The sequence below is a fragment of the Nitrosospira briensis genome, assembly GCF_900115125.1.
Taxonomy (GTDB): domain Bacteria; phylum Pseudomonadota; class Gammaproteobacteria; order Burkholderiales; family Nitrosomonadaceae; genus Nitrosospira; species Nitrosospira briensis_A.
Genome location: NZ_FOVJ01000001.1, coordinates 803947 through 817493, shown reverse-complemented (window position 1 = coordinate 817493; position 13547 = coordinate 803947). Strand labels below are relative to the sequence as shown.

At 52.5% G+C, this 13547-nt stretch carries 15 protein-coding genes and 1 pseudogene; 11 read left to right on the top strand and 5 right to left on the bottom strand.

All coding sequences use genetic code 11. The annotated features are described in order from the left end of the window. Positions 1–157: 157 nt before the first annotated feature. A complete protein-coding gene (locus BMZ14_RS03695) occupies positions 158–505 on the bottom strand; it encodes an HU family DNA-binding protein (protein ID WP_256208358.1) in 348 nt (115 codons plus the stop codon). A 480-nt stretch (positions 506–985) separates the two neighbouring features. On the opposite strand from BMZ14_RS03695, the gene pyk reads away from it, so the two are divergent. Beyond that, positions 986–2494: a pyruvate kinase gene (gene pyk / locus BMZ14_RS03690; protein ID WP_083396605.1), complete on the top strand. Its 1509-nt coding sequence runs from the start codon at positions 986–988 to the stop codon at positions 2492–2494. A gap of 350 nt (positions 2495–2844) precedes the next feature. Here pyk and BMZ14_RS03685 read toward each other — a convergent pair whose 3' ends face one another. The 3 genes from BMZ14_RS03685 to BMZ14_RS15375 all read right to left on the bottom strand — a co-directional run bounded on the left by BMZ14_RS03685 (position 2845) and on the right by BMZ14_RS15375 (position 4621). Continuing rightward, positions 2845–3660, bottom strand: a complete 816-nt coding sequence (locus tag BMZ14_RS03685) for a glutathione S-transferase family protein (protein WP_083396604.1) — start codon at positions 3658–3660, stop codon at positions 2845–2847. Positions 3661–3810: 150 nt separating this feature from the next. Further along, complete coding sequence (locus BMZ14_RS03680) at positions 3811–4185, bottom strand: winged helix-turn-helix transcriptional regulator (RefSeq protein ID WP_256208357.1); 375 nt, start codon at positions 4183–4185, stop codon at positions 3811–3813. Positions 4186–4471: 286 nt separating this feature from the next. Next, entirely contained in the window at positions 4472–4621 is a 150-nt protein-coding gene (locus tag BMZ14_RS15375) for a hypothetical protein (protein ID WP_256208356.1), read from the bottom strand. A 26-nt stretch (positions 4622–4647) separates the two neighbouring features. On the opposite strand from BMZ14_RS15375, the gene BMZ14_RS15370 reads away from it, so the two are divergent. From BMZ14_RS15370 to BMZ14_RS03670, 3 genes and pseudogenes are all read left to right on the top strand, one after another. Next, entirely contained in the window at positions 4648–4941 is a 294-nt protein-coding gene (locus BMZ14_RS15370) for an ATP-binding cassette domain-containing protein (RefSeq protein WP_256208355.1), read from the top strand. A gap of 36 nt (positions 4942–4977) precedes the next feature. Further along, positions 4978–5103, top strand: a complete 126-nt coding sequence (locus tag BMZ14_RS15365; protein ID WP_256208354.1) for a hypothetical protein — start codon at positions 4978–4980, stop codon at positions 5101–5103. Continuing rightward, positions 5100–5854, top strand: a pseudogene (locus tag BMZ14_RS03670) (ABC transporter permease). Before BMZ14_RS15365 ends, BMZ14_RS03670 begins: the two are co-directional and overlap by 4 nt. A 197-nt stretch (positions 5855–6051) precedes the next feature. On the opposite strand, the gene BMZ14_RS03665 reads toward BMZ14_RS03670, so the two are convergent. Further along, a complete protein-coding gene (locus BMZ14_RS03665; RefSeq protein ID WP_074794797.1) occupies positions 6052–7611 on the bottom strand; it encodes a sigma 54-interacting transcriptional regulator in 1560 nt (519 codons plus the stop codon). A gap of 260 nt (positions 7612–7871) precedes the next feature. On the opposite strand from BMZ14_RS03665, the gene BMZ14_RS03660 reads away from it, so the two are divergent. The 7 genes from BMZ14_RS03660 (at position 7872) to BMZ14_RS03630 (ending at position 13541) form a co-directional block, all read left to right on the top strand. Beyond that, positions 7872–8525, top strand: coding sequence for a beta-class carbonic anhydrase (locus BMZ14_RS03660; RefSeq protein ID WP_074794794.1), 654 nt, complete (start codon positions 7872–7874; stop codon positions 8523–8525). A gap of 81 nt (positions 8526–8606) precedes the next feature. Further along, entirely contained in the window at positions 8607–8849 is a 243-nt protein-coding gene (locus tag BMZ14_RS03655; RefSeq protein WP_074794791.1) for an FmdB family zinc ribbon protein, read from the top strand. 29 nt (positions 8850–8878) lie between these two features. After that, positions 8879–9739: an MBL fold metallo-hydrolase gene (locus BMZ14_RS03650; protein WP_074794789.1), complete on the top strand. Its 861-nt coding sequence runs from the start codon at positions 8879–8881 to the stop codon at positions 9737–9739. Positions 9740–9804: 65 nt separating this feature from the next. Next, the gene (locus BMZ14_RS03645) at positions 9805–11088 is read left to right on the top strand and encodes an NAD(P)/FAD-dependent oxidoreductase (RefSeq protein WP_218144965.1); all 1284 of its coding nucleotides are present in this window, start codon (positions 9805–9807) and stop codon (positions 11086–11088) included. Then, positions 11058–11924 carry a sulfite exporter TauE/SafE family protein gene (locus tag BMZ14_RS03640; protein ID WP_074794786.1) on the top strand — a complete coding sequence of 289 codons (867 nt, stop codon included), beginning with the start codon at positions 11058–11060 and terminating at the stop codon, positions 11922–11924. The genes BMZ14_RS03645 and BMZ14_RS03640 overlap by 31 nt, the downstream gene beginning before the upstream one ends. Positions 11925–12254: 330 nt before the next feature. Continuing rightward, positions 12255–12890: a TetR/AcrR family transcriptional regulator gene (locus BMZ14_RS03635; protein ID WP_074794783.1), complete on the top strand. Its 636-nt coding sequence runs from the start codon at positions 12255–12257 to the stop codon at positions 12888–12890. A 24-nt stretch (positions 12891–12914) separates the two neighbouring features. Further along, the gene (locus BMZ14_RS03630; RefSeq protein ID WP_074794780.1) at positions 12915–13541 is read left to right on the top strand and encodes a hypothetical protein; all 627 of its coding nucleotides are present in this window, start codon (positions 12915–12917) and stop codon (positions 13539–13541) included. Positions 13542–13547: the final 6 nt, after the last annotated feature.

Below are 13547 nucleotides of genomic sequence, written 5' to 3'. Positions count from 1 at the left end.
TAGCCCTGGTTCAGGTTCGACCCCCTGTGAGTCGCGAGTAATGCCCATTATCTGGGGTAGGCGTTTTCTTTCCAGGCGCACTCACCCCTTGGCAGGCTCGGACTTTTAGCGAGCCCGGCACCTCACGCACACCCGGTCTTAAATTGAAGTTGCTTCTTTACTTGCCATTCACTGCGGCTTTCAACGTGGCGCCTGCCTTGAACGCAGGGATTTTCGACGCTGCGATTTGCAGTTCTTCACCTGTTCTGGGATTGCGTCCGGCACGCGCCGGGCGCTCCCGCACTTCGAAGGTTCCGAAACCGGGGAAGGACAGCGAATCACCTTTTTTCAGGGTGTCGGAAATGACTTCGATTAGCGCGCCCAGAGTGCGTTCTGCATCAGCTTTGGTTGAGCCGGTCTTTGTCGCAATGGCGTCGATGAGTTCTTTTTTGGTCATTTTGGTATCTCCGTTTTCGTATGTGGAAAGGACTGCTCGCGTTTTTTTGTTTTCTTTTGCTGGGATCAATTGTAAGGTAATCAAGCTGGACCAATTGGACTTAAATCTACTTCGTACGGAACAATTTATTTCGCGAGGCGTGAAACAAAACCCTCGAAACCGTTTTACAGTTCCTTCGGTTGTCGTTACGGTAGTACTTGCCTGCTTTAGAAAACACCGTTCGCCATTTTAGCCTTAAGATTATCCGCCGTAGCAATTCATGCTCATATTTTTTTCCTCCGTATGCAGAAAAATTAACCGGCCAGGAGGTGAAAATTGCCGATGGCGACACGTTGCCTGGCCCGGATGCCCGACGGCCTGTATGGTGTGACATGGCGCAAGGAGTTGAATTAATGACAAGCTCCCCATTAAAAAGGGGAAAGTCATCTTACGATTCTTTGGAATAGGGAAAAAAGGGCTATCATGGTTCGGCTTGAGGGCTTGGGCAGATGAGGCGCGTGTGCTTCCTCCTGCCACTTCACGGAAAGAAGACTTCAGGAACGTAAATCAATGGATGTAACCTCCATGTCCCGCTGGACCCGGACGAAGATCGTATGCACCCTGGGTCCGGCCACAGATGCACCTGGCGTTATCGAACGCTTGATCGAAAGCGGCATGGATGTTGCCCGCATAAACGCATCGCACGGCGATCATGCCGATCATGCCAAACGCATTCAGCGAGTCCGCCATGCGGCGCAGCAATGCGATCAGCCGGTAGCTGTTCTTATTGATCTGCCAGGTCCGAAATTCCGGCTCGGTGACCTGCCGGACGGATGCTGCAAGCTGGTGGAAGGCTCGATAGTCATGCTTGCCGAGGAGGGCGATACGGCAGACGCGGCCGGCGATCGGAGAGAGGGTAGCAGTTTTTTGCCAGTGCGCAACCCTGAGTTGCTGGCGGCTCTGCGGGCACAGGAGCGAGTGTTTCTTGCAGACGGCTCGGTCGAGCTCAAGGTGAAAATTGCTGCCAGCATCAGTAATCGCGTCCAATGCGAAGTGCTCATTGGCGGCACAGTGCGCTCCGGCTCTGGCATCAATGTGCCCGAATCCGCCTTGAATGAGTTGGTGCCGACAGACGATGATCGCCGCCATCTCGCGTTCGCAGTATCGCAAGAAGTGGAGTGGGTGGGTGTTTCTTTCGTGCAGTCGGCGAGCGATCTTGCCCGCGTACGAGCGCTGCTTCCCTCAGGGGAGCAACCCCTGCTGATGGCCAAGATAGAGAAGCGCAGGGCGCTTGCCAATCTTGATGAAATTGTCGAAGCAGCGGACGGCGTGATGGTGGCCCGCGGAGACCTTGGCGTCGAGACTGACCTGGCCGAGATTCCCATTGTGCAGAAACGGATCATTACCGTAGCCAATGCCTGGGCACGACCGGTTATCACGGCCACGCAAATGCTTGAGTCGATGGTGGAGCACGAACATCCCACCCGAGCGGAAGTCACCGATGTGGCCAACGCGATGCTTGATGGCACGGATGCGGTAATGCTGTCTGCCGAGACGGCCATTGGCCGGTTTCCCATTGCTGCCGTAAAGATGCTTCATCGCGTGCTGGCAGCCACTGAAGCGGTACATCGCATTTCTGAGTCTTGCGAGCCGAAGGATGCCGGGCCACTGGCTGACAAGCTGCACCCGTATACCTCCGGTTTCGCGAAGGACGCTCTGAACGTTGCCGCCTGCCAGCTCGCCGTGCGCGCGGGCGCCCGCGCCGTGGTGGTCTCGATCCCCAGCATGGCGGGCGCGTTGACCATCGCCCGCTTCCGACCCGATGTTCCGCTGGTCATGATTACGGACTCCGGGCGGTTATATCGCACTCTGTCACTGGTGCGTGGAGTGGCGCCGCTTTTCTCTACCGCCCTGGATGGGGTTGAGCTTCAGCCGTGCATCGCCCAGGCCCGGGAATGGTTATTCTTGCAGGGACTCGCACAGCCCGGCGATCAGGCAGTGCTATTGTCTGTCTCCGGTCTTCCGGGCAACAGTGGAGGGGAGGCTGATACCTTGCAACTTGTGAGGATGAGTCGGTAAAAGGTTTACCATTGGAGATTTCATGCGTCGCCACAGCAGCTGACGGATGGCTGCCTCATTTGCTTTCAAAACTGCTTCTAGCCAAATATTTTCGGCCCAGGATGGGCAGGCGATTGAGGGGTTTAGGGAGTATGGAAGTAAAATCCGGTTTAGGTCCCCTGTTATCCTGCAGGAGACGTGACACGGTAGCTGGATGGCCGTTGAATAGTCTGGCGCATCCGCTGCGGTCTTCTGTCCGGAAATGACCAGCCGCATGATCTCTTGCTGCTGATGCGTATTGAGTTTTGGGCACCGGCTTCCAGCACGCCCTTCCTTGCGTGCGGCAGCCAGGCCATCGCAAATACGTTCGATCAGACTTCACGCCCGAATATCCCTCCAAGGATTTTTCTGTCGATATGCTTATTAAGATAAGCTGCCCCAAACCCCCCGAAGAGTTCCTTCTTCGTAACATCCAGTTCCGATTCTTTGGCCGCCAGTATTTCACGGGTAGAAGGACGCTCGCACATTGCATCATAAAACGTCTGTAATGCGGGATCGTCTCGAAACAGATGCATCTCGGGTATTTCGAACAGTTCGGAAAACATTTGGCTAAGCTCGAGCGTATAGAACAACTGGAAATCCGGCAAAAAAGGCTCTTTGCCAAGCAGGAACGGCGCCATTTTCGAGCCATTAACCAATCTGGGTAGCCACATTTTGCTTAACAGAACAGAGCAAAGATTATAGATATGCCCTTCTTTTTCGATTTTCAGTTTCCATGCTTTTGGAAAATATGCGCTGACAACAAACCAGTTAAAGAATGGACCCGCAATGGAGAAAGTGATGAAGTCATTCTTGGCATCGACCTCTGCACAGAGCATCGGATCATCAACAGGATAAAACTTTCGTGCTTCTGGATAGATTCTCGCGAGATAACGACAGATCGCGTGACTTTCTGAAACATCCACACCGTTGACATCTGTGAGAGTAGGGATTTTCCCAAGAGGATTTCGTTCCATATGCTCTGGCGTGAGCGTGCTCCCCTGAAAGGGAGACACTCGTTCATAACGATAAGGTAGACCGGTTTCCGAGAGCATGTGTGCGACCTGACTCATATAAGGTGAGAGCCAGAATCCGTACAGCGTACGCTCGACATTTGATTGATTGGACATGGAGAATTCCTTTTGCATAGCAGTTTAATGTTAAGTAGGTCCCTTACTAGGGGGGCGTACTGACGTGCCCCCGGTAGTAATGCCAGAGGCAATCCAATAAAAGTTGAGTTAAAAATTGACTTTCATCTATCTCACAGCCTTGATTTCCTTTTGCATCGTCTAATTTCGCTATTCTTTATTCGCTTCATTCTCTTTACGTAGAGATAATCGTATTTCCACCATGAATTGCACCGGATCCCGTTCGAATCCTTGAATCAGATTCTCGTGCTTGTCACTTTCAGGAACATACTTTGCACCCCAACGTACCAGCTCCATGATTGGAGGCGCCAGATCGACGCATTTTTCAGTAGGCATATAAATAATCTTGCGCGCATTAGCGGGATCGGGGCGTCGAAAAAGGAGGTGGCATTCCTCCAGCTTTTTCAGGCGATCAGAAAGGATATTAGTCGCGATTTTTTCCGGGGAATTTTGAAAATCCCCGAAGTATCGCTTACGGAAGAAAATGAGATCACGAACGACAAGCAGCGTCCATTTGTCGCCCAATATGTCCAGAGCGCAACTGACTGGACAGGAGGAACGGCTGATCTGGTTTGATTTCTTCATAACTTCGCGCTCGCCTGCGGATTAACCTGCTTTTTGCAACCAGGAATTATACTTGCATTCTGCAATTAATGTAGGTCCATGAGTGTAATAAAGTAAAGAAGCACTCTTCCTGCGTTTCGGGTGTTCTCGATACCGCATTATCCCCGGCGCCTGGAAGCCCGCCAAACTTGTACCCGCTCGGATTTCATAAGTTTGTAACCAAGCAGGCTAAGCAGCAGCAGTGCAATCAACGGACCGATTGCAGCGCGAAAAATATTCGCGTAGTAACAGCTGGATAGACGAGATAATCCACCATCTCGACCTTGCCGCCAAGGCCGATACCAACATGCGTTTGTTGTCCGGCGGCTGAAGCGGCGCGTACTGGTAGAGCAGGCATTGGTCCACAAACCCCCGGTAATCGTTTTGGATGAACCCACCACAGGTGTAGATGTGGAATTGCGGCAGGCCCTGTGGCGCTTCATCAAGCAGTTAAACCGCACCGGTCATACCATTGTGCTCACTACGCATTATCTGGAAGAAGCAGAGGCTTTATGCGACCGCGTGGCGATGCTCAAAAATGGCAGTATCGTTGTGCTCGATAGCGTCAGAAATCTCGTCGGCAACATTTCCGGACACCGGATACGACTGCGGTTATCTCCCGATACGCTGCCGGCGGCGTTACAGGTACTGGCAATCAGCCACGATCAGGGCTGCTAGGTTCTGGCAATCAAGGAATACTCCCAGCTGGAAAATGTGATTGCAACATTACGCACAACCCAGACTCAAGTCCTGGAACTGCAGATATTGCAACCTGATCTGGAAGAAGTGTTCGTAAAGATCATGCACGATGCAGAGAGTCTGGAATCTGCATCGGTATGAATGGATTTCTTACACTGCTCTACAAGGAACTGCTACGGTTCTGGAAAGTTGGGTGCCAGACCGTATTTGCGCCCATGCTGTCCACCTTGCTCTATCTGTTGATTTTTTCTCACGCTCTGGAAGAACGGGTCAGGCCATATCCCGGTGTAACCTACACCGTTTTTCTAATTCCGGGACTGGTGATAATGGCCATGTTGCAGAACGCTTTCGCCAACTCCTCATCAAGCCTGATTCAATCGACGGTCTCGGGCAATCACATCTTCATGCTGTTATCGCCGCTTTCTTACCAGGAAATATTCACTGCCTATGTACTGGCATCGGTCGTTCGCGGTCTCGTGGTAGGACTGGGTATTTACGTGGTGACCCTGGGGTTTTTTGAACTTCCCCTGTACTCGTTCGCATGGGTATTCGCATTTGCCTTGATGAGCACCGCGTTGCTGGTCGCCTTAGGCATCATTGCGGAATCTGGGCAAAAAAAATCGAGCAGCTTGCTGCGTTGCAAAACTTTATCGTCCTGCCACTGACGTTTTTATCGGGGGTTTTCTATACGATCCCGTCGTTGCCTCCACTTTGGCAGGGATTATCGTATCTGAATCCGTTTTTCTACATGGTAGACGGGTTTCGCTACGGCTTCTTTCGCGCCTCGGATGTTTCACCCTACCTCAGCCTTGGGACTCTGATGGCATGTTTCCTGGCAGTATCGTGGTGGACATTGCGAATGCTGAAAACAGGGTACAAAATCCGAAAATGATCCGATCTACGACTTCCGGTTTTACGTTCCATTACTCCCTGAACCCCTGAATCGGTAAAAGGTTTCCCATTGGAGATGTCGTGCGCCGCAACAGCCTCATTTGCTTTTAAAACTGCTTCTAGCGCCAAATATTTTTTTCCATGATCAGGGGATTTATGACAACAGCGAAGAACGGGCTGTGTTGTCCAGGTTTTCAATCAAGAAACCCGAAAATCCGCCAACTCGATTTTGTGTTTTTTTAGCTTGGCGTAAACCGCGCGTGACGTGATTCCCATGTTTTCAGAGACTCTCTTTATATTTCCGGAGTTTTCTTTCAAAGCGGTTTCAAGGAAGGATTTTTCAATTTTGGTAAGAGCCTGTTCTTTTTCGTCTTTCCATTCACCCCTGTTTTTTGCTTTAGCCGGGAGCTCTAAATCCAGTTCAGTCATTTCTTTTCCGGTGACAAACAGGATGCTGCGCTCAAGGATGTTTTCCAGTTCACGAACATTACCCGGCCAGTGATAAGCCCGGATTTTCTTCATGACTTCGCGGCTTACTGATTCGACCTGCTTGTTATACCGCTTATTCAAGCGCTGCATGATCAATTGCACGAGATAAGGCAAATCTTCCGGCCGTTCGGCCAGAGGAGGAATACTTAAACGGACTACATTGATGCGATAGTACAGGTCGTTGCGAAATCGATCCTGCTTGACAAGATCTTCCAGGTTTTGATTTGTTGCCGAGATGATTCTTACATCAACCGCCAATGTTTGTTTGCCGCCAACTCTCTCCAATTCTCCTTCCTGGATTACACGAAGCAACCTGGTTTGTGCTGCCGGCGACAATGAATCGACTTCATCCAGAAACAATGTACCGCCTTCCGCCCGCTCGAAATAGCCCTGGTGTACTTCTATGGCTCCTGTAAAAGCGCCTTTTTCATGTCCAAACAGCGTGCTTTCAATCAGGCTTTCCGGAATTGCGCCACAATTAATTGCGATGAATGGTTTATGGGAGCGATCGCTCATCGCATGTATGGCGCGTGCTATCAACTCTTTACCTGCACCTGTTTGGCCCTGAATCAGTACTGTTGCCGAAGTGGGTGCAATAACCTCGATTGATTGCAGTATTTTCTGCATCATTGGCGATTTTGCGATGATTGCAGGGGGCTGATGCTTCTCCGATATTTTTTTGTTCTGTTTCTGCCAAAGCCTTTGCATGCTTGTTTCAATTCGACACTGCAACTCCTTGGCATCGTTAATTTCCTTGACCGGCGTCGTATCGGTATATTCCATTCCCCGCTGCCCTTTTGCTGCCTGTGGGTTGGTGTAAATACATACATCACATTTGCCATCCTTGCGAGCTATGCTTTTTTTGATGTCAACTTTGGCATAGCCAAAGTTTCTGGCTGCGATGCCTCCGAATACGCTGGAAGTCATTCTGCATAATTCGGGAAAGTTGGTAACCTGTTCGCCAAAGGGACAGCGCGAATTGGTAACGGTAATGCAATCCTGATTACTGGAAACCAGTGAAAATTTTCCACCGATATTGTTCTTGATGCCGAGGATGAGCTCGGTATAGCTTTCATTATCGAGTTGTTCATTTCTTTGAGTATTTTCCCGATAAGTTTCTTCAAAAAAGCATCCTGCGGTTTGGGCTATATGCTCAATCAACTGTTCGCAATGTTTTTGTCCCTGTTGTTCGCTCGCATGCATCAACTCGAGAATAAAGGTTTGCAGAAAAAAATCCGGGGTTAACTCAGAAAGAGGATTGTCATTCATGAATTGTGGCCTACGTATGAAGTTGAACTTCACTGATTGAAGCACAGCTTCACTACGATGACAAGAATGAAAAGCTAGATGCTTGAAAATAAGGCATTTTTATTTCTGTTCTTCCTGGCATGGGATTTGCATGCAGTACTATTGCATCGCCGATGTGCGGGTTAAATATCCGTTTATGAATTCCCTTCAGTTCTACCGGAAAAAGTAGTTCACTTTAGGGATGTTGTTAAATTGAAAACAATTAACGAGGAGACTCAAAATTGAAAACTCTCCAAGAGGAGCTGAGCACACGCGTCGAAGCATACGATTTCTGGGCACAACGTCGCCGTCATGGACCGGACGGACATAATAACCGGAAGCTGTGGGTACTTGCCTGTATGGATGAACGTCTGCCGGTAGATGAAGCGCTTGGTATCCGTGTAGACAGTCCGGTAGGTGGTGGAGATGCGCATTGCTTCCGTAATGCCGGAGGAATTGTCACGGACGACGCAATCCGCTCGGCAATGCTGACTTGTAATTTTTTCGGGACGACGGAAATCGTCATCGTGCAGCATACGCAATGCGGCATGCTGTCTGCGAACGCTACTGATCTGGAGAAAATGTTGCGTGACAAAGGGATCGACACCGACATGATTCCAATGGATCCCACATTGCCCGAATTGAAGCTGGAGAAGGGCGCTTTTGCAAAGTGGATCGGAATGATGGATGACGTGGATGAAACCTGCATGAGGACAATAGAAGCATTTAAAAATCATCCGCTCATTCCGAAGGATGTAGTCATCAGCGGTTGGGTTTGGGAAGTCGAGACGCGTCGGTTGAGAGCGCCGACAAGAGATGGCGAGAAGCGGGCCAGGACCGACGTCACCTCGGCACAATTCGGGATCCAGGGGAAACAACCGGCGCGCTGGAGCTAAGCTCAAGAGAAACCGGGAACGTGGTCACTTGCCACACGAGGTGACCACGTCTTGACGTTCTAATGGATATGGGAATTCTAAATGCCGACTTACGACTACTTGTGTACGGAGTGCAAACTTCAATTTGAAGTACGCCATTCAATCCACACGCCTAATCCGGATTGCCTGGCATGCGGAAGCTCGACAGAAAAATTGATTCTTTCTGTTCCTGCCATGCATGGGGAAATGGCGCGAGGGCGGGATCAAGCAATGCGTTCGCTTCAGCCAAAAGCCGAACTGGCAAAACATCGGCACGGACCAGGGTGTGGGTGTGGGCAGGCTTAACTCCCCCTTGTCTAGAAGGTAGACCGCAGATGAAACCAAATATCGAGGCATTCTTCGACCCGTACACATGGACGGTGAGTTACGTCATTTACGACGAACCTGGTGGCAGCTGCGCGATTATCGACCCGGTGCTGGATTACGACTCGAAATCAGGCAGGACACGCATGGCATCAGCAGACAGAATAATCGCCTTCATCAGCGAAAAACGACTGAAGACGGAATGGATACTCGAGACGCATGCGCACGCCGATCACCTCACCTCCGCGGACTATCTCAAGAACAAGCTGGGCGGCAGAACGGCTATCGGAAAGGAGATTCCCGAGGTTCAGAAGACTTTCAAAAAGATTTTCAATCTGGGACCGGACTTTACGCCGGATGGCGGTCACTTCGATCATCTCTTTGCCGACGGTGAAACATTCAGTATCGGCAGGATGACCGCGATGGCGATCTTGACGCCGGGCCACACCGCGGCGGACCTGTCTTATCAGATAGACGATGCAATTTTTGTGGGCGATACGCTTTTCATGCCCGATCTCGGCACTGCGCGCGCTGATTTCCCCGGGGGGGATGCCCGCCGCCTGTTCCAGTCGATACGCAGGCTTCTGGCCTACCCAGTGGAAACGCGTCTATTCCTGTGTCATGACTATGCTCCCGCAACCCGCTCCACCCGATGGGAGACTACAGTCGGCGAACAGCGCGCTCATAATATCCATGTGCAAGATGGCATCGGCGAAGACCAGTACGTAGCCATGCGGCAAGCGCGGGACGCCTCGCTCGACATGCCCAATCTCCTGCTTCCGTCGATTCAGGTGAACGTGCGCGCCGGGCAAATGCCTCCTCCCGAAGATAACGGGATTTCATACCTGAAAATACCACTGAATGTGATCTGAAACGCTGGAGAGCGATGATCGCGGGTGCGGGCCGAGCAGGAACAATGAAAGAAGGAGAACGAAAAATGAACCAGCGTACCCGAAACAACGAAACACTCGCAGTTCCGATCGACGCCGCATGCAACTGGAGCGGACACTTTGATGTCGTCGTGATCGGAGGAGGCGCGGCAGGCATAGGGGTCACAGCGAGCCTGCTTCGGCGTCAGCCCTCCCTGCGCATAGCAATCGTCGAGCCCAATGACAGGCATTATTATCAGCCCGCCTGGACACTTGTGGGAGGAGGCGCTTATGACGTGGCAAAAACCGTGCAACCCATGGCCAGCGTCATTCCACCCAAGGCCACCTGGATCCAGGCCGTTGCGAACGGTTTTGATCCGGACTCGAATCTTGTTCATCTGACAGACGGCCGTTCTATCGGCTACAGGCAACTCGTGGTGTGCCCTGGCCTGCGCCTTGCGTGGGAACAGATCGAGGGGCTGGAGGATACGCTCGGGGAAAATGGCGTAACCTCCAATTATCTTTTTGATCTGGCCTCGTATACCTGGTCGCTGGTAAAGGGGCTCAAGGACGGGAAGGCCATTTTCACCCAGCCGCCCATGCCGATCAAGTGCGCGGGCGCCCCGCAGAAGGCAATGTACCTGTCATGCGACCATTGGTTGCGGAAAGGGATGCTCGACAACATCAGTGTCGAGTTCAACAGTGCGGCGCCCGTGCTGTTCGGCGTGGCAGCCTTCGTTCCGCCATTAATGGAGTACGTGAAGCGCTATAACGCAAATCTCGTATTCAACTCCAATCTCGTCAAGGTAGACGGACCAAACAGGGTCGCCTGGTTTGATATCCGCCAGCCCGACGGAAGCATCGAACGGGTGGAAAAGTCCTTCGACATGCTGCACGTTTCGCCACCCCAGGCGGCACCGAGTTTTGTGCGTAAAAGCCTATTGGCGGATGCCGCCGGATGGTGTGAGGTCGACCACAGGACGCTGCGGCACCTCCGCTATGCGAACATCTTTTCTCTCGGAGATGTGTGTTCCGCCCCTAATGCGAAGACCGCCGCTGCCGTCAGGAAGCAGATTGTCGTGGTCGCGGAAAATCTCCTGGCTGTCGGGGAAGGAAGGGACCCGGCAACGCTCTATGACGGGTATGGCTCATGTCCGCTCACGGTCGAAAAGGGCAAGGTCATTCTTGCGGAGTTCGGGTTTGGTGGCAAATTGCTACCGACTTTCCGGCTCGATCCGACCGTTCCGCGTTACCTGGCGTGGCTGCTCAAGGCAAAGTTCCTGCCGTGGTTTTACTGGCACGGCTTCCTGAAGGGCCGCGAATGGCTTGCACGCCCGGGCAGCATCACCTGAGTACGGTGACAGTGTTAATAGTCGCCGCACTTTTTGGCGCCCTGGTCGGCGTGATACTCGGGCTGACCGGAGCAGGCGGCGCCATCATCGCCGTTCCGCTGCTTGTTTTCGGATTGCAATTGCCGCTGACGGAGGCCGCGCCCGTCGCGCTGCTTGCCGTCAGTGTTTCCGCCGCCCTTGGCACACTGCTGGCGCTGAAAAAGGGGAAGGTAAGGTACAGGGCCGCTGGCTTCATAGCGTTAACCGGTGCCTTGACCTCGCCGCTGGGGATATACGTCGCCCGGCAGATGCCCGACGCGGCCTTGAGACTCCTGTTCGCCGTGGTGCTCGGCTATATCGCAATCAAAATGTTTAGACGGTCGGGAAATCATTATGCGAAAGCTCCAACCGCATCCTCGGCCGCCACGCCGTGCCAACTCGACGATTTCAGCGGGCGTCTGATCTGGGACGCTCGCTGCGCGAGATTGCTCGCGCTCTCCGGGATTGCGGCCGGCTTTCTCTCCGGCATGCTCGGAGTGGGAGGTGGCTTCATCATTGTGCCCGCACTTCAAAAAGCTACCCTTCTTCACATGCGGGCCATCGTGCCCACTTCCCTCGCGGTCATTGCGCTGGTGTCCGGGGCTGGTGCTTTTACAGCGGCATTGACCGGAAGCATGAATTGGTCGATTGCTCTGCCCTTTGCAGGGGGTGCGCTGACAGCAATGCTGGCAGCAGGCTGGTTTGGCGATCACTTCACGGGTCCGGGATTGCAAAAAGCGTTTGCCATTCTTGCGGCGGTCGTGGCGACTGGCATGGGGGTCAAGGCCATAGCGGCGGTGACAGGGATCAGCGGCTGAAACGAACGCCGGATAAGATCCAGGTTCATTTTCCACTCGCTTATGAAGCGACAGCCCCCTGATACCTTCATTTTCAAGTATTCAGTCTCTTCTTCTCTATTTGGCATCTTTCTCCTCGACTGGAATTTCCTATTCAAAGATTCATCTCCATTTCTCTTGTAATGTCTTTATTCCGGGCGTAGAATAAAAATAGACTGATCGGTCTATTATTGATGCCCTCTTTAATGCACCTGGCAGGATCGCAAAAAGGACCTGGAAACAATTGGCGGCACATAGCTCCCACGAGCGGGGCAAAGCCGCGCCTGTCAATGCAGATTGTGGAGGAATAGGTTGGCAAAGGAAAATCGCAAATCGACTCAAGAAAAGTTGCTGTTGGCCGCGCGCCGCTTGTTCTGCCGGGCCGGGATCCACGCGACGGGCATTACACGGATTCTGGAGGAAGCAGGCGTGGCGCGGGGCAGTCTCTACAAGCACTACGGCTCGAAAGAAAATCTGCTCAAGGCGGTGTTCGATACGGAAGCGAACATGTGGTTTCACTGGTTCGACCTGGATCTGCCGAATCTGGAGTGCTCCGTCAGGGAACGCATCCTGGCCCTGTTCGACCTGCTGGAGAAATGGTTCGAGAAGGAAGACTTCTTCGGCTGTGTATTCATCAATGCCGTGGCGGAGCATGAAAAGGATAGCCGCTGGGTAAAGGATGTGGCGGGGGCGTACCGGGACCAGATTATCGATCGCTTGAAGGCGTTGGTCGTGGAAAGCGGGGCCAGGGATTCGGAAGTGGTCACCCAGAAATTGGGCCTGATCATCGAGGGGGCGATCGTGACTGCCATGGTCACCCAAAACAGCAAAGCCGCGCATATCGCACGGCTTGCCGCCGAGGACGTCCTGCGGTGCACGGAGTGCTCCCCCTCTCTCTCGGAGAGCCCTGCACCGTTCGCCACGGATAGCGCAATGGAACCGGTTTAATCAGGATTTTTACAGGAGAGATCAGTGGACAGCGTCTGGGCAAATTTATCGACTGGCATGCGGCGTTTCCTGGTCCTGGCCGGATCACTTGCGGTTGTGGTCGCGGTTGGCTGGCAATTTCACGTGAGTTCCCAGGGAGATCAGTCAAACACCTATCCGAAGGGCTTTCGTGGCGGTACCTGCACCATAGAGTCCGAATCCCTGGTGATTGGGTATTCCGGTTATTTCATTCCTGGAAACTATGAAATCCCCGAGAACACAAGCAGCGCGATGTCCGTTCCTGTCCTGTGCGGAAAAATACCCGGTCCCGGACTACTGAATGTCACTGTTGATCTTCTTTACCCGGAATCTGCGCGAAAACAGCCCCTGGCCATGAGCCTCGTAAAAATGGAGGGCAGCACCCCGTCGAAAACACTTGTGACGATTCCTGCGGGCATCTATGAATCCGGCATCATCACACAGGTACTGAATATCCGCGAAACGGGGGAATACAGGCTTTATCTATCCGGGAAAGACAGGAATCAGACCGATTTCACGCTGGAAATCCCCATCACGGTGGGAACGTCCTTGTATGAAAGCATCGCTCAATTCTGGCCCTTGCTCCTTCTCATCGCGTCCGCAGTTCTTTTCAATATTTTCAGAAGACTTTAAGGAGAA

Coding starts and splice junctions, on each gene's coding strand:
- BMZ14_RS03650 (WP_074794789.1), top strand. CDS start 8,879: ATGAAACCAAATATCGAGGCATTCTTCGACCCGTACACATGGACGGTG.
- BMZ14_RS03655 (WP_074794791.1), top strand. CDS start 8,607: ATGCCGACTTACGACTACTTGTGTACGGAGTGCAAACTTCAATTTGAA.
- BMZ14_RS03665 (WP_074794797.1), bottom strand. CDS start 7,611: ATGAATGACAATCCTCTTTCTGAGTTAACCCCGGATTTTTTTCTGCAA.
- BMZ14_RS03685 (WP_083396604.1), bottom strand. CDS start 3,660: ATGCAAAAGGAATTCTCCATGTCCAATCAATCAAATGTCGAGCGTACG.
- BMZ14_RS03645 (WP_218144965.1), top strand. CDS start 9,805: ATGAACCAGCGTACCCGAAACAACGAAACACTCGCAGTTCCGATCGAC.
- BMZ14_RS15375 (WP_256208356.1), bottom strand. CDS start 4,621: ATGCCTGCTCTACCAGTACGCGCCGCTTCAGCCGCCGGACAACAAACG.
- pyk (WP_083396605.1), top strand. CDS start 986: ATGGATGTAACCTCCATGTCCCGCTGGACCCGGACGAAGATCGTATGC.
- BMZ14_RS03640 (WP_074794786.1), top strand. CDS start 11,058: ATGGCTTGCACGCCCGGGCAGCATCACCTGAGTACGGTGACAGTGTTA.